Below are 25,048 nucleotides of genomic sequence, written 5' to 3' on the forward strand. Positions count from 1 at the left end.
TTAATAGGATTATTTTTGGCGATAAAGACAAAGTAGATGCTTTAGTTAATCAAAAACATAAAGCATATAACATGGAAACCATAGAAAAAATCCTTCAATACAAAAGAAAAAATAACCTAAACAATAGCGAATTAGCAAGGCATTTTAAGCTTAGTAGAAATACTGTCGCTAAGTGGTTAAAATTGTCTGGTGAATAGGGAGGTCTATATTTTTTTTACCCAAAGAATATATTTAAAACCATTTGAATATCGTATTTTGGTAAAATAAAATTGAATGATTATGAAAAAAATTTCCGTTGCACTAGTTTTAGGTTTGAGTTTGTATTCTTGCAAAAAAGAGGCAAAAGTAAGTGAAAAAGATACGGTTCATAAAAATAGCTCCGATTCTCTGATAATAAAGGCGAATAATGATTCGAATACATTCAAAGTACAGCCAATTTCTGATAAAGCAGAAATCGGGAAAGTAATTTTTACAGAAAATGGAAATACCATTATCAGTTTTGATACACAAAATAATTCCGGAAAGATCAAACTAAATGGGAAGGAATACGATTTGGATCATCTTGTTTTTTCTGAAAACAATTATCAGATTTCCGGAAGTGGTATTACGATAAATGCTGATAATGGAAGTTTTCAGGAAGCGGTCTCGGATTGCAATTACGGGAGTTTTCCAGATATAGAAATTACATTTAATAATCAAAAAGTAAAAATTTTAAACATAAAAGTTCAGGATTGCCCAAATTATAATTGAAGAAAATTTTTGATAAAGATAGGGTAGTTTTTCAGTAATATAAAGTGCAAAATATTCTCATTTCTGAAAAAACAATGCAGACAATATCAAGTTGTCTGCATTATTCTGAATTGATTTATGAAGAAATTTTTATTTGATAATCTTCTTAGAAGTAACGTTTCCGTTTCGTATAATTTTTAGAATATACATTCCTGAAGAAAGTTTGGATCCGTCTATGATGGCTTCCGTATTATTTACTTTCAAGTCTTGATATAATCTTCCGGATGCATCATAGATTTCCACTTTATCTATTTTTTTTGCAATGGATTTTACAATAAAATTTTCATGGTCTCTTGCTATGGTCAAATTTTCTTTTGTAATATCGTCAATAGCTAAAGTAGCAAGTGGTTTGTAAACGATTTCAAAACGCCCTTCATTGATTCCGGAATTTGCAGTAAAAGTGTAGCTTCCTTGTTTCAAATTTGTATAAATATTAAGCTGATTATCTTTCAGATAAATGTCTTGTCCATTGGCAAAAATACCTTCAGATTTATCAAGTTTAATGATGTATGTACCATTTTTATAAAAATTTGCTCCAAGATTGATTTTGTCTTCATTGGTGAAAGTATTGGCTTTTCCTTGAATCAGCAAACGTTTATTGCCCAATATTGAATAGAATACATCGGAACTTACAGAAAAAGTTTCAGCATCAAAATCCTGATCATAAGAATTGGTAGCTCCGTCTATATAACCAATCAATTGTGTATTTACAAGATTATTAGGTGATATTAGTTGTAGCCAGTACCGATTTTTTTCATTTCCATTTTTTTGGAAGAAAGTTCCTGTAGAGATTACTCTCAGATCGTGCCCTGTTCCGTAACTATTTTTGAAATCTAAAGTTGATGTTCCAAAATCTTTTTTCTGAATAATAAATCCCTGACCTACTTTTACGATACCATTCGGAATTGCTGTTACGCCAGTTCCACCTGCGGCTGAAGTTGCACTGTTTCCTCCGGTTCCATTATATACGGCATAATTGTTAGAAGAATATCCGGTACCTTGTTGGTATTGTTCATAAGTATTATTTGTCCAAAAATATGCGGTATTCCAGATTTTTGTAGAATTGCCGAGATAGAGTTCATTAAAATCAATATTAGATGGATAAGGATTTCCCACAAGGTTGAATCCGTGAATCACAGTTCCTCCAGTTCCTGTATTTGCTGATCTGGTAATATTAATAGAATAATCTCCATTGTGCGGAACTCCTTTGAACGAATATGTTTTATCATAATAATCCAATGTTTCATACCCCGAAACCGTACCTTTCGTTTCTGCCCGAATTGCATATCCTTTAGCCGCAACAAAATTTGGTTCAACTGTAAGATTCACGGCATAAAAATAATCATTGGCTTCATTATATCTAAATATTCTATTAACGGGTGTTCCCGGAGAAAAACCGGATAACGATTGTGATTGCACCGGCGAACTCCAGTATACATAATCCATTTGAGTTGCCAGATTATTATCCATATCCGAAACAAATCTTTCCGCTTTTACAGAGCCTGTATTTGCTACATTATTTTTTTGAATAAGATTTCCATCACTATTAATCACAAAATCATCTCCTGTTGCATTGTTTACAATAGCATCGGTTACAGTTAAAGAAGCATTTGAATTTATATTTAGTTTACCTGTAGATTCTATTTTAACTGATTTTGCAACTGCATTTGTAGAAGATAGAATATTGACAGGCGATTTAATAATAACACATTTATCTGAAGTAGGAATTGCCGAATCCGGTTTCCAGTTTGCAGAACCCCAACTTGTAGAACTTGTATTCCACACTTTAGAATTGTTTTGGATAGTAATAGTTCCTGTAGCATTGCAGCCATTACTAAGTGTGGCATTTGCATTGATAGTCCATGATGTATAATTTTCAAGTTGCGAAGCTGATGGAATAAAACATGCGGATGGTGCATTAGCATAAGTGGAAGAACAATCGGAAGCAAAAATATTGACACCTGAACCTGACCATGAAAAGTTGGTATTTATAGGTTTATCACCATATACATCTACATTGTCAATTGCAATACCATCTGCCCATCCTGATCTATATAAAAACCGAATCTGAAGATTTGAAACCTGAAATTGAGTCGCTAAGTTTAGAGTTATATGCTCAAATTTAGTACCTATTCCCAATGAACTGGTATATGTTTGAACATCTATCCAGCTGCTTCCATTATAGGCTTGAACGATAAAGGCTTCATTTGTACTTCCAAAAAATGAAAAATAGGCATCGAATTCAAGTTTCAAATTTGAGAAACTTGAAGCGTCCAAAACAGCTGAGGTTAATGTAGTATTGTAAGTGTTATTTCCAAAATCTGAACTTGCATAAGCAAAACCAGCATTTGATAGAGATGAACCTATTGCAGGATGCCATACAGAAGTATTAGTAGGAATATATACACTGTTCTGATATTCCCAATAACCATTACCTGAGCCATTCGACGTAAAAGTTCCCAGTCCTGATGAAAATTTTTCATTTATTAGATATGCTGTTTCTTTATCTCCAGAAGCAGTAAGAACAACTGATGGTACACTGTTTCCACAAACTTCCGGCACTGTAATATTAAAATTGATAGAAGGTGCAGAATTTACATTTGCAATTACTTTGGTACGATACAGTGATTCGCAGCTGCCATTATATGCTGTAACCCAATAAGTAGTGGTGCTTGTTAGGCTTCCGGTAGTATACGTTCCATATAAAGACGCATTTACATTGGTTTCTGCCAGCATAGTTCCTCCTGTTTCACTTGTATACCATCTTAATTTTGTAGTTCCGGAAGTTCCGGTTGCACCCAGTGTTACCGGTCCGCTTGTACAAACTTTACCATCATTTACTGAAGATATCTTGGCTGCACAGGTTTGAACAACGGTGAATTTATAATCTTCTGCTTCTCCATAATCAATGCCTAAAATCCAATTCACAAAAGCCTCGCAAGAATTGTAATCATAATTCCATGCATACTGATTAAACAAATTTCTGTACCTGTAATTCCTTATACGAATGGTATAATTCCCTGCTGCTGTAGAAGAAGGAATTATAAACCCAAAAGTTGTGGAAGGTGTAGCAACAGCATCACTGTCAAAAACTTCTTCAGTTGTACTAAATGTGCCATCTTTGTCCCAATCTACCCATGCTTTTATCCTTGCTGAAACATTTGCGCCGACATATACATTAATTCCTTCTCCTTGTGCTTGTATTGATTTAGATAAACTTGTAAAATCTTGATATCCCAGTGTTGTAGAAGAATATGTGCTCGTATTGTCTACATCATTTAACGTGCCCAGAAATTTAATTTGGGAAATATATGTATTAGAAGCTGATGTTGAAGTCGATGGAGTACAATACAAAGAAATATCCGAAGCAATTCCGGAACTGAAATACGGCGCTCCAGTGCATCCTGAGTTAAAAGAGAAAACATAATAATAGTATGTTCCGGTAGTTGTAGGAATCGTATCTGTGAAAGTAACTGCCGTAGAAAGAGCATTGGTACCTCTTACAAAATAATAACTTCCCACGGTTGTTCCTGTTGTGTATGAAGTTCCGTTTACCAGAGTAGGTGCGGTTGAACTTGTACTTCTCACAATTACATATCCTGATGGAGTAGGTGAAGCAGCTGTAAAACTTCCTGTAAGTGCAGTACCACTTGCTGATAAATTAAGATTAGAAGGAGCATTTGGTGTAGTACATGGAGGAAGAGCTAAAACGCTTAAGGTAAAATCTACATAATTACCTGAAGGAGAATTACCTTCTGCGCAGATAGCTCCAGAACGACTATTTGCAAATCGTACTCTATAATTACCAACGGCTTGACCAGACGGAATCGCAATAGTACCAGAATAAGTTGAAGCTAATGTAGTTGTTGAAAATATTGTTTCTCCACTGTCATTGAAATCTCCATCATTATTCCAGTCTATCCAACAGTAGTAATAGTAGGTACTACTTCCGGCAGAAGTCATGGATACATTTAAGCTGCTACCTGTGTATTGGGAAAAAGTTGTAGCATTTTGATTATCATAAGAAATATAAGAGCTTTTAGTATATGAAAGATTTGAAACTCCACTGGTAGTTGATATTGAATTAAGATAATACAAAGTACTTGTTGTACCACCAGTAGGTATTCCCCAAGGTGAAGAAGAATTATATACTTTTATTGCGTCCAGCAAAAAATTTCCTCCTGAAACTGCTGTCATTCTGAATCTTATATATCGTGAAGCAGAATTAACAGTATAAGAGAAAGCGGTGGTTGTATTATTAGCAGAAAAACTGGCCTGTGTAATGGTGGCAATAGTTGTATAAGTGGAACCATTTACAGACTCTTCAACCAGTAATGTTTTGTTATTATTATTAGATCTCTGCATAGAAAAAGAAATATTTGTTGCAGCAGAGTTATAATTATAGGTCAGAGTTTCATTAGTGGTGCTATTAAAGAGATAATTCTGTGAACCTGAACAATCCAATGATCCTGCTGAACCAGAAAGACCACTTCCTTTAGTTTCGCCAGGATAAGTTAAGGCATAATCAGTAGCATATAACGCAAGTGAAGCCTGTGAAATTGCCAATTTTGGAAATAATATAAAAATGAGAAAAACAAAAAGTTTCCAAATTCTATATAATGCAGTGTGTAAAATAATGTAGTTTTTTTTCATAACACTCGTTTTTTAATGAAGAGTAATTATTTTCCCACCAACTATCAAAACAAATTTAAATAAATTATTTATATAAATAACGTTTTTTTTTATTAAATATCACATTAATAGTATTTTATATATATGAATGTAGTATTAATGAGTGTTTTTTAGATGAAATTTATTAATGTAAAGAGTTCTTTATTAAGAATAACTTATGCTTTAAAAATTCCGGGGAAATTCTTGTATTGGAAAGTTTTAACGAAAGTCTTAGCTATTTCTTTGAGTTGGTTAAAGGTAAGAACACTCTATTAGCCAAAATAGAGACTAAGTTTAATCCCGGTTCTGAAGCTACTACAACATATACATCTTCAGTACCTCCAAAGTTTGAAACGTTAAAGCCGGTTTATTATATCAAGATAGAAAATCAATTGATTAAAGTTCCGAAAAATGCAAAAGATATTTTAAAATTATTTCCGGATAAAAAGGATGCAATTGATGATTTTATGAAAGAAAATAAAATAAAAATGAATCAAGAAGCTGATTTGAAAAAGCTCGTGAAATTTCTCAATAACTAAAAATTTTTTTCAAAATATCATGGTCGTAGTTTTTACAACCATGATATTTGATTATGTTCTTTAAAGGTTTTTTGCTAAACAAAATGTTTTAAAAACTTACAGCAAGTGAGGTAGCCGCAGAAAAATTATCGTTTTTCAAAGCGTTGTCTCTATTGATAAAAATAGGATCTTTGCTACTCAGGTTTTTGATTTCTGTTCTCCAAACAAGATTCGGGAGAATCCAATAATCTGTATTCAAAGAATATCCAAAGGTTTTAAAACCATTTGCAGTTCCTGTAGCAATAATAACTCCGTTTTTATCATTATAATATTCTCCTCTTGCAGCAATACTGAATTTTTCGGTAGGAGAGTACTTTGCAATAATTACTGGGCTATACCAAGCATTATATTGGTCGCTACCTTTTACTTTCTGTTCTGCTCCGATATCAAATCCTGTGGTCAAGGTAAATTTATTGGATAATTGAAAAATTCCATATAAGTTATGAAAATATCGCATTTGCTTTGAACTGTCAGGTTTATCGTTTCCAATAAAAGAACTGCTGTTCAGTGTGATTTTCTCCGTAGGTTTGTACGTTAATTGATGCCCAAAAGCAATCGTTGAATTTCCATCAACACGCTGGATTCTTTGCCATCCGTTTAAAACCAAACCACTGATAAACCATTTTCCACTTTCGCTGGTGTAAGAAATTTTTGCCCCACTTTCAAAATACGGCGAATTTTCAGCCATAAGACTTCTGGTTAGAGTCTGACAATCTTTACTAATGGCACTTTCAAAACCAATATGAGAAGGCATTATTCCGGCATCAATCCATAAATTTTTGCTTTTGGAAATTTTGAAACCGACATTTGCTTCATATACATTTTTTAAAACTCCTGATTCCGCCGAATAATTGGCATTCATATAAGTTCCTACACCTAAAGCAAGGTTGGCTCTTAATTTTTCGGTTTCATAATTGGCTTTTACAAATCCGAGATTAAGATTCACCTCATTGTTTCTATTATGGCTGTATATGAATCCGGGACGTGTGTTATTTTCAGGATTGTTAAAATCATATTGATAGTAAACTTCTGCATAACCACTTATTTTTAAAGGATTTTTATTTTCTTCCTGAGCAGAAAGTGATGCTGATATCCCCAACATTGAACACGTGAGTAGTATAATTTTTTTCATTCTTCAAAAATAAGATTTCAGAAATTATTTTGAACAATCAGTTAAAAATTAATTTTTTAAGACATTCATTTTTTTCTGTATGAGAAGTTATCCATTTACTTTTTTTACAATGATTCAGTGTCTTAATTTATTTTCAGGTAAATAAAGTAAAAGTTAATTTATCTTTGGATATATATATTACTCTAAACCATTCAAAAAATCAAACAGATCATCTTCCGGTTGCAATCCCAGTTTTTTTCGTAATCTGGAGCGGCTCACATTAATGCTTGAAGGCAATACCTGAAAAATATCTGCCATTTCTTTTGAGTTCAATCCAATTTTAAGATAGGCACACAAACGCAAATCGTATATCGAAAGATTAGGAAATTTTTTCTTCATAGTTTTGAAAAATTCCTGATGCAGTTCATCCATTTGGATTTCAAAAGTATGATCTTCGGTTTCCAGATAGTTTTTCAACGTTCTGCGAATTTCACCAAGCCTTATTTTAGAAATATTAGGATTATTTTCTACCTCTTGTATTTTTTCGTTAATAGTGCTGAGAAGGCGGTTTTTATCTTCGTCCTCTTTCGCTTTGGTGGCAAGTTCTATGGTTTTGTTTTTTATTTCTTCTTTCAGATTATTTTTTTCGTTCTCCAGTTGTTTTTGTTTTTCCAGCAGCATTTCCTGTTTATGCTTTTCAGCTTGTTCACGCAGAGCGTTTTGTTCTTTCTTCAGAAGTTCCAGCTTTTGCTTTCTCAGTTTATTTTCCTGGTATTTTTTAAGGAAATAAAAGAAACCGACAATTATAAGTACATAAGCAATATAACTAAATATACTTCTGTACCAAGGAGCATTAATTCTAAATTTAAAAACTTTAACATCTGATATTTGCCTTCCTTTTTTCGCTTTTACAAGAAGTTTATAGCTCCCTTCTTTCAGACCTAAAAATTCTATTTTGTTTTCGGGATTCCAAGCCGTCCATTCTTTGGAAAAATTTTCTAAAAAATATTGATATTCAACACCGTTTTCATTAGGAAGTGAAAATATAAAACGAAGATTATTAAACCGATATGGAAGTTTTTGATTTTCTGACAAGTCTAAAGTTCCGATATTGTTGAATGCTTGTACTTCCCTGAAAATCAATTGAGAATTGAAATGGGTTTTATCCTGAAAATTTTTCTTCTCCAATACAAAACCATTATATACCGGAAAGAAATTATACTCCGCTGAAAGTGTCTGTGGAACATAAAAACCTGGAAGTTTACCATTAATTATAGGAAGCTCCATTTTTTCATTCGTAGGAAAAAATTTCTTTTCATTAAAATTAAATTCATACTGCTCTGAAGAAGTAAATACAAATACTCTTTTATTTTTTTTGTAGATATAAGGCAAGCTCCCTTTAAAGGTTTTATCCTGATAAATTTGGCGATTCACAGGATGGAAATTTTCATCTAAGGTTACCCGCAAAATACCATAATTAGGAATGTTTACCCAAATTGTCTGGTCGTTTTCCACCTCAATTTGATTAACAGCTCCTACAATTAGCTTCATCTTTTTTATGAATCTGAGAGTATTGTTTTCTTTTTTGTAAACAAAAATTCCGGTGTAATTCCCCGTCAATACATAATCTTCCCGAAAAGGCGTAATAGCAGAAACACCATATTCGTTGTTTACTTTTTTTAATGTGTTATTTTCTAATACAAAAAGTCCTTTATCGTGTCCGCAATACATGGTTCCGTCAATGTTCCGAAGAGTCCATACTTGTCCTTCGGATCCGTCAATCATGTGGAGAAAATTAGTATTGTGAACATTTCCCAGTTCATTCCAACTTGCAAAATATAAACCCTGATTTGATCCTAAAAAGAAAAAATTGTCTTTGAGAGCAGCAGTATAACCCGTTCCGAAATTATCATTGAGGTTATAGAAATAAGTAATATCATTTTTGATTCCTACCGATGCAATTCCGTAATCCAGACCAAGCCAAAGTTTACCATTTTTTTGATAGTACATACACAAAATCGTGTTATTGGGTAAACCTTTACTTTTGTTGATATGCTGAATAATTTTTCCGTTTACATCCGTAATGTAAAGTCCATTCAGTATTGTTCCAAATGCAAAATACTGATTATCAATAGTAATAAAACTGAAAACTTTATTTTTAATAAGTTCTGAAGAAACTTCGGTTTGAAGTATGGACAGCTTGCTTCCGTTCCACTCAAAAATACCACTACTTTTGGTAACCAATCTTATGGAATTTCCGTTGATGAAAATACCACTAACTTCCAACGGATTTTGATCCGGATAAGCAAAGAGTAATTTTAACTGAGAACCATCATATTCAAATAATCCTTTTTTTTCATCTGCTAAAAACAATCTGCCATTCACAAAAAAACTATTGGAAAATCTGGACTGTGCAGAAAATTTGGTGATTTTTTTATTAAAAAAAGCGTAGATATTTTGATGCGATACAAAAACAATCTGATTTTTAAGCTGATACGTTCCCCAGAATTCTTCATTTACCCCACCAATTCTTTTTCTGAAAGGGTAAAGAGAAGTGAAACTGAATTTTCGGGTTTTATTTTTCTTCCAAACTCCAAAATCCATGTCTGCACCTGCATATATTGTAGAATCATTTGCAATGTATAATGATCTTGTATAGCCACGATAATCCTGAAAATGGCTCCACGTTTTTCCATCAAATTCCAGCAATCCGTCTTCTGAAGCCATATAAACCATGCCGTTTTCCGCCGATTTAATATTCCAAATTTTGCCATGATTTCCATAGTTTTCCGGAAGGTAGTTCTGTATAAAAGGCATACCTTTTTCTATAATGTTTTGGGCATTAAGAGAAAGACTCAGAAATACTAAAAAATAGGCAAAAAAACGTTTCAGCATTGTTTCAAATATACAAATTTTAAGAAAAAAACGTCCGTTATTGCTAACGGACGCAAAATTATTTTTTACTATAATTACTTAACGATCAATTTTGAAGATTGTGTTTCTCCAGATTCTGTAGTTACTTTAATGATATAAGTTCCTTTTTCTAAACCTTGAGAGCTAACACTTTGTGTGTTGAACGATCTCACTTTTTGACCATTCATGGTATAGATTTCCCCAGTTTTCACTTTAGAAGAAACCGTAACATTTTGTCCGGCTGTAACAGGGTTTGGATAGGCGTTGATTTTTGTTTTACCTTTTACATCGCTTGTACCTAAAACACTTTTTGTAAAGAATATATTATCTATATAAAGAAGTTTAGTATTTATATCAGAATCCGCATCTATTTTCCAAACTAAAAAAGTAGCAGGATTAAATCCTTGAGATGTAAAAAATGTCATAGGAATTGAAACCGTTTGCCAAGAATCAAAAACCATAGTAGCATCTCCTCCAGTAGGCTTAACATAAAATTTCTTTTCTCCAGAACCACTATTAATCATAATATAGAAACCATGCCCGTTTGCACCTGCAGGAGTTGCACTTGGTACATAATAGCTAAAATGCAAATAGTTTGCAGCAGAAATATTGACAGTAGTGTTGTTGTACTGTCCCCAACCTCCAGATGAAAAACTAAATTTCATTGTTTGGTCATTTTCAGCATCTAAATTAATAAGCGTTCTACTACCAAACTCTCCTTCTTGTACATAAGCTGGAGTATATCCTGGTTTATCATTAAACAAACTTAGAACTACATCAGAAGCAGCTTGACTTGGGTTAGGAGCAGACGTAGAAGGCATCGGATCAGGTGCTGCTGCTACTTGTTCCGCGGTAATATTGTCTACATAATAAGCAAAACTCCCTGGTGAATTCCATCCAGAGTTATCCGATTTCCAATTTCCAAAAAATACTATTTTTTGATATTCACCATTAGCTGCAACCGTTCCGTCTAAACCATTGGTAAAAGTAAATGTCAAAGTTTGCCAAGCTCCAGGCGTTGTATAATTAGCAGATGTTGCAGACGCTGGTGCTCCATTTTCTACTTTTGCAAGCATCGTAAATGCCTGGGTAGAATATACATCTACTTTTACTGTTTTATCAGTAGTTAATTTCATTTTTTTTGTAGAAAACAATACTTCACCTCCTTGCCAAGGATTACCTGATGCTGAATTTACTAGCTGAAAACCATTGCCCCTTGTTCCTCCTGCTACCGGATCTGTAGCTATCGTTGCACTTGCTAAGCCCTCAAAACCAGCAATGGTATAACTAGAGGGGGTGGAAAAGTCTTCAATTAAGACTTGTTGTGCCATCACTAAATTTGCTATCACAGATGCCACCAAAAAAATAATTTTTTTCATAATAATTAAAATTAAGGGTTAATATTGATATTTATAAGTTGTAAATAAGTTTTTAGTTATGACTATGCTTATTTAACAATCATTTTTTTAGAAATTACAGGTATGTTATTGTTCATCAAAACATACAGAAACATCCCTGCTCCAATTTCCGATGATCTGATAACCACCTCACCGCGCTGGTTATTTAGTTTGTATTCTTTGATCAGTTTCCCTGTCAAATCAAAAATTCCAATGCTTGCAGACTTTTGACCATTTGGTATTTTGTATGAAATTTTAGTTTCGTTATCAAATGGATTAGGAACGTTTTGTAACATTTCGAATGCTTCAGAATTATCGGTATTTGAGTTTTTCAAAGATTTTTGTTGAGATTTTAAATCTTCAATTTCCTGGCGCAGGCTTTCAATATCGGCTTGATATTTCTGATCCAATTCTTGGATAGAACTCGTTAAAACAGAGATCAAACCGATATAATTGACCGCTTTGAACTCATACATTTTGGGTTCTTTGAATTCATTATCCTTAGTAGCATTTTTATCTAGAACCGGCTTTTTTATTGTTGTTACAAATTCCGGAAATACTTTTTCCAATTCTTGTGCAATGAAGCCGTGTTGAAGTTCTTGAGGCAAACTAAGCTCATCTAACGAATTATATTTGTAGTTGATGGCTCGTAGTTTTTTTATCTTGTCCAGCATTCCATCGTCTTTTTTTACATCATTTTTCAGCTTAGCATCCGAACCAATAAAAAGTGAACCTACATACGTTCTACCATCAAAATAACCTGCATAATAATTAGGATTAGTAGTAGATGCTTGTCCGTAAACACCATATGATGAAGTTCCTCCATCTGCAATACCTTGAACTCCATAATTGGTGTTTCCGTTAGTGGCGGTTCCTTTAATTGCTTGATAAATACCTCCGCTACTCGCAGTTAAATCTCTGGTCACATTTGCTAATAAACCAACAGATGTAGTACTACCGCCATTTTTATTTTGCACATAATAACCTAATTTTAATGAACTGTTAACATCATCATTAATTGCTTGTATTGCGTATCCATAAGTGTAATCAATACCCACTCTTTGAAAACCATTATTTATTTCGGGTCTGTTGTTACCAAATACGGTAGTTCCATTATTGTTCATTGTTGCAATTAGATTAGATGTTGTAGAGGTAAAACTACTTGCTGAGCGAAACTCTAAGTTACCCAAATTAGTTCCAGTACCTATCCATTCTATTCTTGGGTTCGTATCAGTTACATTTTTATATCCAAATGTAAGAGCCTTATTTGGTAATTGAAATCGTAAACCATATACAGTTTGAGAGCCTGTAAAAAGGCTACCTAATGACAGCCAAGTACTATTAGCAAAATCTCCAAAAGTACCAGATTGCAATTGGGAAATTAATCCCGTTCCAAATTGAAATGTTCTAGAATCTGTAGAAGGTAAAGCATTATCTACTACAACACCTCGTGATAAATTTTGACCGAATAATGAGGTGATACTCAACAGTCCAATCATCAATGTAATTTTTTTCATAATAATTTAGGATTTTTGGTTAATATTTATAGTTATGAATGGTTTTTATTTTTTGATGATCTTAAAATTTTGAGTTCCTTTTGAGTTTTTTACATTTAGGAAATAGATTCCCGATTTGTAATGACTCATATCTATACTGTGTGAAGCACGTACAGCATCATCCGATAGTTTTCTTCCTGTTGCGTCGGTTAATGTGATTTGGTTTTGATGATCTGCTAATTTTAAATTCAAAATGTTTTCTACAGGATTGGGATAGAAAGATTGTTCTACTTTGGAGAAATCTTCGACTCCTAAATTACAGGTATTTCCAACCACATAAGAGAAATATTTGGTCACGGATAATCCCCCTGCATACGCAAACTTCACGGCATAATTAATGGTTGAGCCAAGCGTTTGTCCCGAAATAGTATGAGTAAAAATTTTACCCGAAGTATTCGTCATTGGTGTTTCTGTGAAAGGACTTTGTTTCCATAAATAGGCAACGACACCTACTTTGTCGGTATCTAATAATTCAAAAGTGATTTTAACATCGGTTCCTATAGTTTGGAAATTATATCGGTAACCTGTGGAAAAAGCACCTTGTTGAGCAAGGGTAGAAGTTCCGTAACATTCGGTATTAACATTTGCGGCAGTTTTGGCATTCAACACAATAGGATTGTTGGCTGCATTGTTTCCTGCTAAATCACTTGCAGAAACATTAAATGTATAAGTTGTATCAGGATTCAATCCCGAAATAATAACTGATTTTTGCGTTCCTGAAGGATTGGCAAACGATTGTGTTGCTGCTCCAGTAATATTATATGCAACAGTTCCGGAATTATCTATTCCATTCAATAATAATTCAATGGAAGAATTTGTAACCGCTCCAACTGTTGCCGTAAAATTAGTAGGAGCTTGCGTATCAATGGTTGTATTTTGATACACTCTCACATAATCTACAATCATAGAAGTTTGGGTAAAATTTGAAGCTAAATTTCCTGCCGTTCCTCCCAATGCAATATTCAGCAAAATATATTGTTCTTTGTCAAACGGCCAAGTATCAGCATTTTTTACCGATGGATTGTAGGTGTAATAAGCAACTCCGTCTAACAAAAATGTGATCTGATAAGGCGACCAATTCATAGAATAGATGTGATAATTGCTATCAATATTTGAGGAGGCAACAACACCTCCGTGATTTATAGAATTACCATAAGAAGAAGGTGTATGCATTGTACTCTGAACGTAATTGGTAGGTTGCGAAGGGAAAATTCCGTGTTCCATAATGTCGGTTTCGCCACAAGCTGGCCAATTGACAGTTCCGTAAGTTGAAGCAAAGTAACCTCCTGGTTCATTCACATTTTTACCCAACATCCAAATTGCTGGCCAAGTTCCCGCATCAACTGGAACTTTTGCACGAACATCCATTCTACCATATTTAAAGGCAAATTTTGAATTTAATCTTGCCGAGGTGTAATTTTTTGTAACACCTTGATCGGTAAAAGTTTCTTTTCTGGCAACGATATTCAAATTTCCTCCATCTACGAAAGAATTAATGGTTCGATTTGTGTAATGTTGAACTTCATTATTAAACCAACTTCCTCCTGCTGGTAATTGGGTTTGATGGAACCATTTGCTGCCATCAACTGCTCCATTGGTTGAAAATTCATCAGACCAAACTAGATCATTATACACCACATCAACCTGTGCAAAACAAAGTGTGCTGAAAAGGAATAAAACGATTTGATGTAGTTTTTTTAACATAATTGATTAATTTTAAAATTTATCTCTTTTCTTAGGGTTTCAGTCTATGCTAAATTATATCGCCCTTTCAGGGCTTGTTGGGATTTTTTCCCATTTTTCATAGGGCTTGCCCTATGTTGTTTTATGCCGCCACTTCGTGGCTTTTTTACGTTGCTTTGTCGCAACCCGACTTATCTCTTATTTTTCATTTGAATCTATGAACCACTTCGTTAGGTTTGATCGGAACTCTTTTTTGTTTTTTGTCCCTTCGTGAACTACGTTCGTAAACCTCCAGTTTATGCTCAGGACGACAAAAAACAAAAAAAGCAGGGTACTTCGTCAAGCTCAGTATAAATTCCGGCGGAAATAACTACCCTAAAAAAATCTCACATCTCCAATCTCAAGTCTTTTATTTAACTTTTAAAATTTCAATTTTTCATGTTTGTCCCAGATTCCCCAATGTGCGCCAACTTCGCCTTCCGGACCTACCTTCCAAGATTCGTCGAAAGAAGAAAAATAGAAACATTCTATATTTTCGTCCATGCACCAAAGCTGTGTGTTCAGGAAATATTCTAAGGCATTTTTTTCCGAAGGAATGGCACCTTTCAAATCTTCACCTTTACTTGGCCAACCTGTTTCTGAAATAATTACGGGTTTTCCGTTGGCTGCTTGTTTGGCTTGGTAATACATCTGCTTCACATAATTAAGAGAATGTTCTGCGGGACAACTCTCCCAAAACGGATAACAATTTGCCAAAACCACATCGCAGGCTTCTGTAATTTTTGGTTTGATGGTAAATTCATAATACGCATCTACATAACCTACCGGAATTTCGGGGATTTCCTTTTTCACTTTATAGATAAATTCCAAAAGTTCTTCTTCTGTTAAATCTTTTCGATACATCACTTCGTTTCCTACAGCAGCAATATCTACAAAACCTTCTTTGGCGAGTTTTATTAAACCTTCTATTTCTCTTTCGTTGATTTCCGGATCATTTCCCAGCCAAGCTCCCACTAATGTTTTGATGCCAAATTCTTTAGCAATTTTTGGGATGTGCTCGTTACCTTCGGTACAAGAAAAAGAACGTACCCAAGAAGTATGGGGTTTTAAAATTTCCATTCTTCGGCGAACTTGTTTTTCGGAGATGATGTCTCCCGGTTTCTGTCCGTCTTCATACAAACTGAAACAAAAGCCATGAACTCCGTTATATAAAATTTCTCTAAAAAGATCTTTTTTTTCAGATTCGGTTTTTTCTTTGATATAATTATCCTGATTTTGTTTTGGTAAGGATAAATATTGTTCTGCTCTGTAAGACATTTTTATTCAGTTTAGTATAATTAAAATTTAAAGTTTTCATTGGCATCCCAAAGTCCCCAAGAAGTTCCAGCCCAACCTTCTTCGTGTATTTTCCAAGACTCATCAAAAGAAGAAAAATAGAATAATTTCACCTGTTCTTTCGCTACCCATTTTTGAGTTTCAATAAAATATTTCATCAGGTTTTCTGAAGATGGTTTTGCATTTTGTACCATTTCGCCTTTACTTGGCCATCCTGTTTCTGCAATCATAATTTCTTTGCCATTGGCAATTTTTTTCGTCTGATAGTACATTTCCTGAAGATAAATTCCTGCGTGTTCTATAGAAGCACCTTCCCAAAAAGGATAACAATTAATTAAAATTTTATCGCTTACTTCTGCAAGTTTAGGATGATTCATAATTTGATAGTAGACATCAATGTAAGAAACAGGCACATTAAGAGTACTTTCTTTAACTTGTTGAATGTATCGGAGCAATGCATCTTCATTTTGATCTCCACGGAAAAGTACTTCGTTTCCTACAGCCGCCAAATCAACATTTCCTTCGTTCATCAGTTGGATCAATGACTGTATTTCTTTTTGATTTTCAGATTCGTCTTTGCCAATCCAAGCTCCCATCAATACATTGAAGCCCATTTCTTTGGCTATTTTAGGGATTTTTTCATGCCCATGTGTAGAAGAAAATACTCTGATCCACTGTGTATGTGATTGTAATGTTTGCAGTCTTTTTCTGATTTGTTCTTCACTAATAATGTCTCCCGGAAATTGCTCTTTAGTAAATACACTAAAACAGATTCCGTGTATTCCTTTATCGAAGACCGCCATAAAATCTGTTCTTAATTCTTCATTGTTAAGACTTGCAAAGTCTGTAGTTGGGAAATAATATTGAGGAAACCTTTCTTGGAGTTCAGTTTTGGAAAGCCCATTGATATTCATTCCAGCTAAAACATTGTTTGCTCCGTATCCTGATGGTTTTGGTGTTTTTCTCTTGGCCAATTCTGCTTGGATAGAATGTATTTTTTCTTCAGAAATACCATAATTCCACATATATAAAATGGCGATAAGAGTTCCGGCAATAGGAATTGCTGAAAAGAAGAACCTCAGCCAAAAGATAGTTTCCGGTGTTTGGATAGTCAGGTTTCCATCAAAATTTATTGCATCAAGGATCAGATAGCTCAGTAAACCTGCAAATGCAAAGCCTAATTTCACCACCCACCAATAGATGGCTCCGAAAATACCTTCACGTCTTTGTCCGTAATTCAGCTCATCCACATCACAAACATCGGCTGTCATAGACATCATAGTGGTAAACAAACCTCCGATTCCGAAGGAAAAAAATGGTAAAGCGATTAAAAACAAATAGGGTTTTCCGGGTACAAAAAGAAAATATAAAATTAAATATCCAAAAATAGAAATGGATTGGGATAGCAAAAAGGCTTTTTTCTTGCCAATTTTTTTAGACATTTGCGTTACGATAGGAATAACCATAAATGTTGTTACCAAAGCACCACCACTTCCGAAAACTGCCGCCCAAATTCCTCCCTGTCCTTTATCTCCATTGAATAAATAATATACAATGATGAAAAATGTAAACTGTGCAACGGTATTGAAAGCATTAAAAGTGAAAAATGTAGAAAAACATAGTCTTCTGAAATCTTTAATTTTAAAAGCTTCCGAAAACTCATGAATTAATCCTTTGAAAATTCCTCCGATATTTCTAATGCTAATATCCTTATAAGAAGTCTCATTCAATGTAGATTTTGATTTGATGAAAAAAGCCGGAATCATTGCAAAAATCATACACGGAATTCCTACCCAAAAAGACAATTGCCGCACTGCTACTTCGGGATTTGGAAACCAATCCTGGTCATACATAATGATCCAAAACCAAGGAACTATTACCCAAGCCCATTGTCCAATCCATTGGGAAATTGCCATAATTTGGGTTCTCTCATGGAAATCATCGCTCATTTCATAACCCATTGCCACAAAAGGCACTGAAAAAATAGTTAATCCTAAATACAAGCAAAGATTGAAGGCTAAAAAATAGAAAAAATTAAAATTAACTCCATTTTCTTTAAAAATTTGCCACATAGCAAGAAAAGCAACTCCCAGAATAACCGCACCAATAAATACATAATGCCTTCTTCTGCCCCATTTTGAACGGGTATTATCCGTTACAAATCCCATAATAGGATCAATAATAAAATCGAACAATCGAGGGGCAAATGTTAAAAGACCTACCATCCAAGGTTTAAAACCAAAACCGGCTAACAAAACCACCATAAAAACTCCGAGAGCGGCAGGAAACATTTGGTTGGCAAGCATTCCGATTCCAAAGGCTATTTTTTGGATCATCGGAACTTTTTTGGAAGATGAAATCTGTTGATGTGACATATTGTTTTCTAGTTTTTAGTTAATTGAATTGTCTGAATGGCTTTCGCGCTGATTGCCACATTTATTTTTTGATTTTTTAGAGAAATTTCAAGATTTTTCTTGCTTTCCGAAGGATTGAAAACCACCACTGCAATAGAACCATCTTTATTTTCTGCGGCAGTTACAATCAGTTCATCATCTTTTTCAGGATTTTCAAAACCTATTCTTACTGCTTCCGGACGAATAAATTTGCTGAAATGCGCCATCGTAAAATATAACGGTGTGAAATAGACTTCATCCTTTTCTTCATCTACAATTACCGGTGCAACACACCAGTTTTTGAACCAATTAGGACCGCCTTGTTTGTTCAGAACCATATTCCAATCTACCCAACCGTCTACATAATTATTGAGACAGCCAATAATATCACCGGCATAACGGAAAACCGGAACGTATTTTGGGTGCAAATATTTTTCTTCTTCTTTTGCCCAGTCGAATCCCCAATCGGTGGCCTCCTTGCTCCAATACCAAGCATCATCTTTCCATTTCGGAACATCTGCATCTATGCAGGCTTCGGTTTGGATGAGGTGTTTTTCAGGATTTTTTTTGTGAGCGTGCTGAAGATCGGCTTCATAAATTTTGAATGTACTATCATACCAATGAATGGCTGTTCCTGCATAATATTTAGATGACTTTTCAGAGCGGTACATTTCGTCCACCCAACTTTTCAGTTCGGAGCGGTTTTGGTCGTACCCTAAAATTTTCACATTTCCATAACCGTCTTTTTCTAATTTCGGACCGAGGAAATTTTCTACAAAATCCGTCATTTCTTTTGGTGTGAAAAGCAGACTTTCCCAGTTTCCGCCATTTCCGTTAGGCTCATTGGTAACCGTAATTCCCCAAATCGGAATGCCCAATTTTTTATATTCTGTTAAATATTTGGAAAAATACAATGCAAACGTTTCGTGATATTGTGGAAGCAATTTTCCATTGATCCAGGAATTATTATCCTTCATCCAAGGTGGTGATGTCCAAGGAGAAGCGATAATTTTGAAACCATCTTTTGAAATTTTCTGCGCTTCTTTAATCATAGGAACCAAATCGTCCAAATCTTCTTTTACCGAAAAATGTTTCAGTTCTTTATCATCAGGAATCGGAGCATAGGTATAATTTTTTAAAGAAAAATCGCAAGAAGCAATGTGGGTTCGAGTTAGAGAATAATTGGCTCCCTCTTCGCTGAAGTAGGCTTTTAGGATTTTCTCCCTGTTTTCTTTGCTTAATTTATTGAGTAAATAAGCAGAACTTTCAGTAAAAGCACCTCCAAATCCTGTTATTTTTTGGAATTTTTGTTCAGGATTAATTTTAATCTTTATTGGATTTTCTATAGCAGAAACTTGTTCAATTTTGGTTAATTGATTTCCGCTTGCAGAGGTTTCATAGATTTCTATTTTCCACGATTTTTTTGCTTGACCACTCATCATCAAACTGGTTATTAAGGCGATATGTACAATTTTTGTTTTCATATTTTATTCTTAATATTCTTTTGTCTTGAAACAAAAGAACCAAAAATTCAAGACTGGAAACTCGGCTAAAATTTTAAAATACTTCCTAAAATTTCCAAAACTCGCGCGATAGAAAATTTTGTTTTTTAAAACACGATTTTGGCGCGCTCAAACAGTGGAAATTTCTTAACGGAATTATTTTAAAATTTCTTAACGCCTCCGTTTCCTAGGTCATTATTCATATCATTATTATTGTTTTACTTCTATCAATTCTTTATCAAACTCCCGATATGGTGGCATTTCTACACTGTCCAACAATCTTTTCAGGTTTCCGTTGAAGGTTTTCTGAATGGTGTTTCCGTCTCGTTTTAATTTTTTGAAAGTGCCTTCATCTACAAAATTCCAAATGGCATATTTTGCATTTCCATCTACAGTAAATAGTCCAAAATGATTTTCGGAACCACCTGCATTTCCTGCATCTTTCCATGGCTCATCAAAAGCTTCGAAATAGAAACAGGAAATTCCCGCTTCGTTTGTCCAATCGCGCATTTTATGGTAAAAAATTCCGGCTTTATATTCATCCACTGCTTTAGAATCGTTGCTTCCGTACAATTCATTCGAGAAAGTTGCCCAACCAGTTTCGCCAATGTGAATCGGTTTTTCGACTCCTAAACTTTGCATATACTTTTTTACCGAATTGTATTGCGATTTTGCGTAATTCACGGAACGATTCATCGCCAAATCCAATTGTTTTTCTTTGGAAAATTTAAATTCGCTTTCCGAAATTCCCCAAAAAACAGGATTGTAATGCGTGTCGTGCATCGGATAGGTGTGCATCGAAATATAATCAACCGCTTTTATCAGTTCATTAAGCTCTTTCGTGTGATATTCTTTGTCACCGCCTCCCCAACTTGCAAAATTGTCGGAACTTGTGATCCACAAATCTTTTGGCAATTCTCCTTTTTTCTTCAAATCCTGAAGATGATTCACCCATTTCAAAATCACAGAAGGTTGCACGTAATATGCAGTTGCCCATTTTACCATCGCTTCGTTTCCTACCGCAATTACTTTAATGATTTCCGGATATTCGTTCGCCAATTCTACAGCATGTGCAATTTCAGCAGCATTTCTTTCGCTTTCTTCGTTGTGGTTAGGTTCAAAACCTGTCCACGCATTTTTGCAATCGATCCATGCTCCCAACATTACGTACATTTCAAAATTTGGATTTTCTTGACGCAATTCTTTAATCGCTTTCAGCACATTTACGGCTTCAGGAAGATGAACATTGTACGTTCTGATGATTTTGACACCCATCGCCGAAAGAATTTTCATGTCTTCCTTCAACTGCGAAACGGTAGGTTGTACTCTTCTGGAATTGGTTCGGTAACCGCCATAAGACATCGCTAAATAGTTAGGATTTCCTAAAATTTCGGCTGCATTTTTATATTTGATTGTGTTTTGCATACTGTTACACGACATTATGAATGTCAAAAAAAGGATTGGTATTAATTTTAACAATTTCATTAATCATTGAAATTCTTTTCATCGGGCTTTACCCGATGCTGTTTTATATCACCACTTCGTGGCTGGCTGTTACTAATTATTTCAATTGTTTTTTCTAATTTTCATTGGGCTTCACCCAATGCTATTTTATTTCGCCACTTCGTGGCTTGATTTGAATTTTTATTTCAATTGTTCTTTTCTAATTTTTACCTTAATCAAAGAGATTTTCCCGTTTCTTTTAAAGATATTTTCGGAGTCTTCTTTGTTGATGATGAGTTCGTTCACTGTTTTTACCTCATCGTTTTCATTAAAAATCTCCAAACCTTCGTTTTCCGAAATTTCATAGATAACAGGAACTTCGCATTTCGTGAAAAACAAAGAATTTTCGGGTAATTTCAGCGACGAAGCATTGGATTGTACATCAAAATATTCAATGGCTTTTTCTTCGGTTAAGAATTCTTCTTTTCTTAATAAATCGGGCTTAAACTGCAATTGTCCGTCTTTTACCACAATTCCTAATTCTCCAAAGCGGCTCAAAATATCTTCTTTTACCTGTCCCGTCATTCCTGGTTGTTGGACTCCTTTGGTAAGAGGAGTGTGCGAATACGCATCCGTTGGAAATGCACCGTACAATTCGGGAGATTTGTGAACGCCGATTCCTGCATTGATTTCGTAGAAATGTTCCAATAATCTTCCCACCGTTTCGGGCGAAGCATTTTCGTTGAGGGCTTTTTGGCAAACTTCCATTACTGCCAACAATAATTTGGAAACCATGTGCCAATAAATAGAGCCTAAACCTTCATAACCGTAGAATGTACCGCTCCTTCCTGTAAATTCTTTATGGTTAAAAACTTCTTCAAAAATTTCTAAAATCAAAGATTTTTCTTCGTTTTCTACATTTAATAAATTTAATCCTGCTTCTAAATCACCTGCATTTTTGAAATTTCCGTTGAAGTGATAATTTCCTAGCACATCTTTTTCGATGATTTGCGTATTTTTTTCAGAAATCCATTGTTGAAGCAAGGTTGATTTCTGAACTAAATCTTTCGGTATAACATTTCTTTCTAAAAATCCTTTTAAATTTTTGTTAGGGTAGAGCAAATAACTGTACTGATCTGGGCGGAATAAAGCCGAATTTTTCAGCGCATCCAAAACTTTTAAGGCTTCTTCGGAAGTCAGAAATTGGGAACTTAATACGGCAACTTGTCCTTCCAACATTTCGCTGAGATAGGAAACTGCAACGGATTTTTCGTTGGAAGTCATCAAATTATAAGCGTGATATAAACCGTCTTTTCTTTCGTTGGCTTTGATGGAATGTTCCAAAAACTGAAGAGAAAGATTGGTAAATCTTCTTAAACCTTCCAAAGAAACGGTTCTTTTTTTACCCCAAAATCCTTTTTGATAAACGTGATTTCGATACTCCGAAGCGGCTTCGCCGAATAAATCCAAGATTTTTTTGCGGTCTTCGTTACTGATATTTCTTTCTAGTAAATGAAGATTTTCTTGGAAACCTTCTCGTATTTTTTTGTAAAAATCAACCAGTTCGCTGGAGATTTGCACGTTTTCCAAAGTCGAATTTTCAAAAATAGATTGGAAAAACTTCATCATTCTTCTTAGATAATAGAGCGTAACCATCGAAACGCCATTTCCAACCAAAGCATTGTTGGCGTCGTTCCATTCCGGACGTTGTGTATTCATCCAGATTCCGCCTTCCAAAATGAAATTGGATAATTTAGCGAGAACCGTTGCCAATATTTTTTCTGTGAAATTCACCTTCAAAACTTCTCCGTTTTCGCCGCAAAGCAATGCTCCATCTCCACCTATTTTTTTTCTTCTTTCGTGGATTTTTTCATCCAAATCGAAATCAAAATCAATAGTATCTTTCGGATTTTTCAGAATTTTGGTGTAAGATTTTATTTTGTACGGAACATTCGCATAAACAAAAATTTCTTGATCTAAAAGCGTTTCTAAAGAATTTGGAAAGTAGTTTTCGGCAAATTCTAAAAATTTCAGCAAATAAATAATTTGGTGATCGCCCCAATAACCGATGTAACTCCACGGATCGTCTGCTTCTATCGTTTCCCAGTCGAAACCGTCTTTGGTTACTCGGTATGGATTGTAACCGTCAAAAGTCGTTGCATTCAGAAATTTAAAAATCATTCCTTCAATAAAATACGGATACGAATGCGCCAAAGCCTCCCAATTTTGGAAAATATCACGCCAGTTTCCTTCGAAATCCAAGATTTTAGAACCATCAATTTCACTTCTGGTATTGATGGAAAATTTGTTCCAAGGACGGGAAGGATCGCCGTGACGACGGGAAAATTTGAGTGGTAAATATTCTTTAGAAAGTCTTATAAAATGAGCGTTTTCAGCATTTTTCAAAGCATCATTCAATTCAAACAAAGAAAATCTCTCAGGAAGTTGATTGATGATTTCTTTTGAATTTCTGAAAACTTCGTAATTGGCTTTTTCAATGTATTTTGAGAAATCCCACTTTTCGATTTGGTAATTATCATCGAAAATTCCACCACGCATAATGTTGAACAAGGTGTTGGAAAAATGTCGGCTGTCTCGCAAATCGTCGTTGGTAAATTGCAAACCGTCGGCAGAAGCTACTAATTTTTTGAGATTTTCGGTACCTAAATCAATATCGCTTTGAATTTTTTGAAACAGGTTATTATCGTTTTTAATGCATTCAACCAATTCAATAATTGCTGATTGAGATTGATTAACATTCGCTACAAAAAGCCATTCTTTTTCAGAATTTTGAGAAATTTCTGCTTCTTCTACAATAAAATACGCTCCTTTTTCGCCTTTAATATCCGTTTCTTGAACAACTTTTTCGCCTTGTCTGAAATTTTTCAATTGAAGCGAAGACAACAAATACGTTGGATTTTCAGTTCCGATGGAGAAAACAGTGTTTGCTTTCAAGGCTTCGCTTGGTTCGGCTTTATCTACAATAATGGCACTGAGTGCGAAAATTCCGAGTCCAGATTTTTCTTCTAATTCGGTACGTTTGTAGGCATCTCCCAAATTGCTGACACGTGTTTGCAAATCGCTGCCGATTCCATAAGGTAAAATATTTTGCAATCCGTCTAAAATGGCGATTTTTTGTTTTTGTTCGGAATGATTTTTCAGTTTTGATTTTTTGATGAACCCAAACTCGTTGCTGTTATTCCATTCATACGAAAAAGAGAGTTGTAAATCTTCATTAATTTCTTCAAAAATCAGCTTGTTCCCAAATTCATTCTTATACACATTTCTGGTAATCTGAAATACTCCTTCGTTTCTTACAGAAAAAGGTTCCCAGATTAAAATTCTATCATTTTTTTCAATTCGAATGATGGTTTTGCTGCCTGTAATTTCCGCAGATTCTGTGACCTTATCATCGGTGTAATACGGGAAAAGGGCAAATTCCGAATTTTTTCTTCCTGCCGTAATTCCGCCATTACTGGAAGCGAACATCCAATGATTGGAGTCACTTACAATGGTCATGAAAAACGGACGTAAATCTTCTGCATTGGAAATTTTGAAAAAAACTTCTCCATTTATCGTTTCTGTGTCCAAATTTGTCTCGCGTTGATATGAATTAATAATTTGCATTTTCTTGTAAAAAAAGTTGTAGAGAATCCCTGTGGAAGCATAAAATGTCC

General features: G+C 34.5%; 13 protein-coding genes and 1 pseudogene. 3 read left to right on the forward strand and 11 right to left on the reverse strand.

Features of this window, described 5'->3' with window-relative positions:
• A pseudogene (locus AC2A1C_RS08675) lies at positions 1–197 on the forward strand (helix-turn-helix domain-containing protein); the annotation flags it as partial.
• 82 nt (positions 198–279) lie between these two features.
• The gene (locus AC2A1C_RS08680) at positions 280–750 is read left to right on the forward strand and encodes a hypothetical protein (protein WP_484025314.1); all 471 of its coding nucleotides are present in this window, start codon (positions 280–282) and stop codon (positions 748–750) included.
• 129 nt (positions 751–879) lie between these two features.
• Here AC2A1C_RS08680 and AC2A1C_RS08685 read toward each other — a convergent pair whose 3' ends face one another.
• On the reverse strand, positions 880–5,442 hold the full coding sequence (locus AC2A1C_RS08685) for a GEVED domain-containing protein (protein ID WP_484025315.1): 4,563 nt from the start codon (positions 5,440–5,442) through the stop codon (positions 880–882).
• A gap of 227 nt (positions 5,443–5,669) precedes the next feature.
• Here AC2A1C_RS08685 and AC2A1C_RS08690 point away from each other — a divergent pair, with 227 nt between their 5' ends.
• Complete coding sequence (locus tag AC2A1C_RS08690) at positions 5,670–5,999, forward strand: hypothetical protein (protein ID WP_484025316.1); 330 nt, start codon at positions 5,670–5,672, stop codon at positions 5,997–5,999.
• A gap of 88 nt (positions 6,000–6,087) precedes the next feature.
• Here the strand turns inward: AC2A1C_RS08690 and AC2A1C_RS08695 are convergent, their stop codons facing one another.
• From AC2A1C_RS08695 to AC2A1C_RS08740, 10 genes are all read right to left on the reverse strand, one after another.
• Positions 6,088–7,170: a porin gene (locus AC2A1C_RS08695; RefSeq protein WP_484025317.1), complete on the reverse strand. Its 1,083-nt coding sequence runs from the start codon at positions 7,168–7,170 to the stop codon at positions 6,088–6,090.
• Between the two features lie 177 nt (positions 7,171–7,347).
• The gene (locus AC2A1C_RS08700) at positions 7,348–10,044 is read right to left on the reverse strand and encodes a helix-turn-helix and ligand-binding sensor domain-containing protein (RefSeq protein ID WP_484025318.1); all 2,697 of its coding nucleotides are present in this window, start codon (positions 10,042–10,044) and stop codon (positions 7,348–7,350) included.
• 74 nt (positions 10,045–10,118) lie between these two features.
• On the reverse strand, positions 10,119–11,441 hold the full coding sequence (locus tag AC2A1C_RS08705) for a T9SS type A sorting domain-containing protein (RefSeq protein WP_484025319.1): 1,323 nt from the start codon (positions 11,439–11,441) through the stop codon (positions 10,119–10,121).
• A 68-nt stretch (positions 11,442–11,509) separates the two neighbouring features.
• On the reverse strand, positions 11,510–12,976 hold the full coding sequence (locus tag AC2A1C_RS08710) for a tail fiber domain-containing protein (protein WP_484025320.1): 1,467 nt from the start codon (positions 12,974–12,976) through the stop codon (positions 11,510–11,512).
• Positions 12,977–13,021: 45 nt separating this feature from the next.
• A complete protein-coding gene (locus tag AC2A1C_RS08715) occupies positions 13,022–14,719 on the reverse strand; it encodes a family 16 glycosylhydrolase (protein ID WP_484025321.1) in 1,698 nt (565 codons plus the stop codon).
• 399 nt (positions 14,720–15,118) lie between these two features.
• Entirely contained in the window at positions 15,119–16,015 is an 897-nt protein-coding gene (locus AC2A1C_RS08720; RefSeq protein WP_484025322.1) for a glycoside hydrolase family 17 protein, read from the reverse strand.
• Positions 16,016–16,035: 20 nt separating this feature from the next.
• Entirely contained in the window at positions 16,036–18,408 is a 2,373-nt protein-coding gene (locus AC2A1C_RS08725) for an MFS transporter (protein WP_484025323.1), read from the reverse strand.
• 8 nt (positions 18,409–18,416) lie between these two features.
• Positions 18,417–19,910 carry a glycoside hydrolase family 30 protein gene (locus tag AC2A1C_RS08730; protein WP_484025324.1) on the reverse strand — a complete coding sequence of 498 codons (1,494 nt, stop codon included), beginning with the start codon at positions 19,908–19,910 and terminating at the stop codon, positions 18,417–18,419.
• A gap of 228 nt (positions 19,911–20,138) precedes the next feature.
• Positions 20,139–21,353 (reverse strand): glycosyl hydrolase family 17 protein, encoded by a 1,215-nt coding sequence (locus tag AC2A1C_RS08735; RefSeq protein ID WP_484025325.1) that lies wholly within the window; start codon positions 21,351–21,353, stop codon positions 20,139–20,141.
• Positions 21,354–21,572: 219 nt separating this feature from the next.
• Positions 21,573–24,998 carry a hypothetical protein gene (locus tag AC2A1C_RS08740; protein ID WP_484025361.1) on the reverse strand — a complete coding sequence of 1,142 codons (3,426 nt, stop codon included), beginning with the start codon at positions 24,996–24,998 and terminating at the stop codon, positions 21,573–21,575.
• Positions 24,999–25,048 lie beyond the last annotated feature (50 nt).

The sequence above is a fragment of the Chryseobacterium sp. HNCC26DJ241 genome (genome assembly GCF_057180505.1).

What these genes read in the sequence shown, in the direction of transcription:
- AC2A1C_RS08680 (WP_484025314.1), top strand. Translation starts at nt 280, where the DNA reads ATGAAAAAAATTTCCGTTGCACTAGTTTTAGGTTTGAGTTTGTATTCT.
- AC2A1C_RS08685 (WP_484025315.1), bottom strand. Translation starts at nt 5,442, where the DNA reads ATGAAAAAAAACTACATTATTTTACACACTGCATTATATAGAATTTGG.
- AC2A1C_RS08695 (WP_484025317.1), bottom strand. Translation starts at nt 7,170, where the DNA reads ATGAAAAAAATTATACTACTCACGTGTTCAATGTTGGGGATATCAGCA.
- AC2A1C_RS08700 (WP_484025318.1), bottom strand. Translation starts at nt 10,044, where the DNA reads ATGCTGAAACGTTTTTTTGCCTATTTTTTAGTATTTCTGAGTCTTTCT.
- AC2A1C_RS08705 (WP_484025319.1), bottom strand. Translation starts at nt 11,441, where the DNA reads ATGAAAAAAATTATTTTTTTGGTGGCATCTGTGATAGCAAATTTAGTG.
- AC2A1C_RS08710 (WP_484025320.1), bottom strand. Translation starts at nt 12,976, where the DNA reads ATGAAAAAAATTACATTGATGATTGGACTGTTGAGTATCACCTCATTA.
- AC2A1C_RS08715 (WP_484025321.1), bottom strand. Translation starts at nt 14,719, where the DNA reads ATGTTAAAAAAACTACATCAAATCGTTTTATTCCTTTTCAGCACACTT.
- AC2A1C_RS08720 (WP_484025322.1), bottom strand. Translation starts at nt 16,015, where the DNA reads ATGTCTTACAGAGCAGAACAATATTTATCCTTACCAAAACAAAATCAG.
- AC2A1C_RS08725 (WP_484025323.1), bottom strand. Translation starts at nt 18,408, where the DNA reads ATGTCACATCAACAGATTTCATCTTCCAAAAAAGTTCCGATGATCCAA.
- AC2A1C_RS08730 (WP_484025324.1), bottom strand. Translation starts at nt 19,910, where the DNA reads ATGAAAACAAAAATTGTACATATCGCCTTAATAACCAGTTTGATGATG.
- AC2A1C_RS08735 (WP_484025325.1), bottom strand. Translation starts at nt 21,353, where the DNA reads ATGCAAAACACAATCAAATATAAAAATGCAGCCGAAATTTTAGGAAAT.
- AC2A1C_RS08740 (WP_484025361.1), bottom strand. Translation starts at nt 24,998, where the DNA reads ATGCAAATTATTAATTCATATCAACGCGAGACAAATTTGGACACAGAA.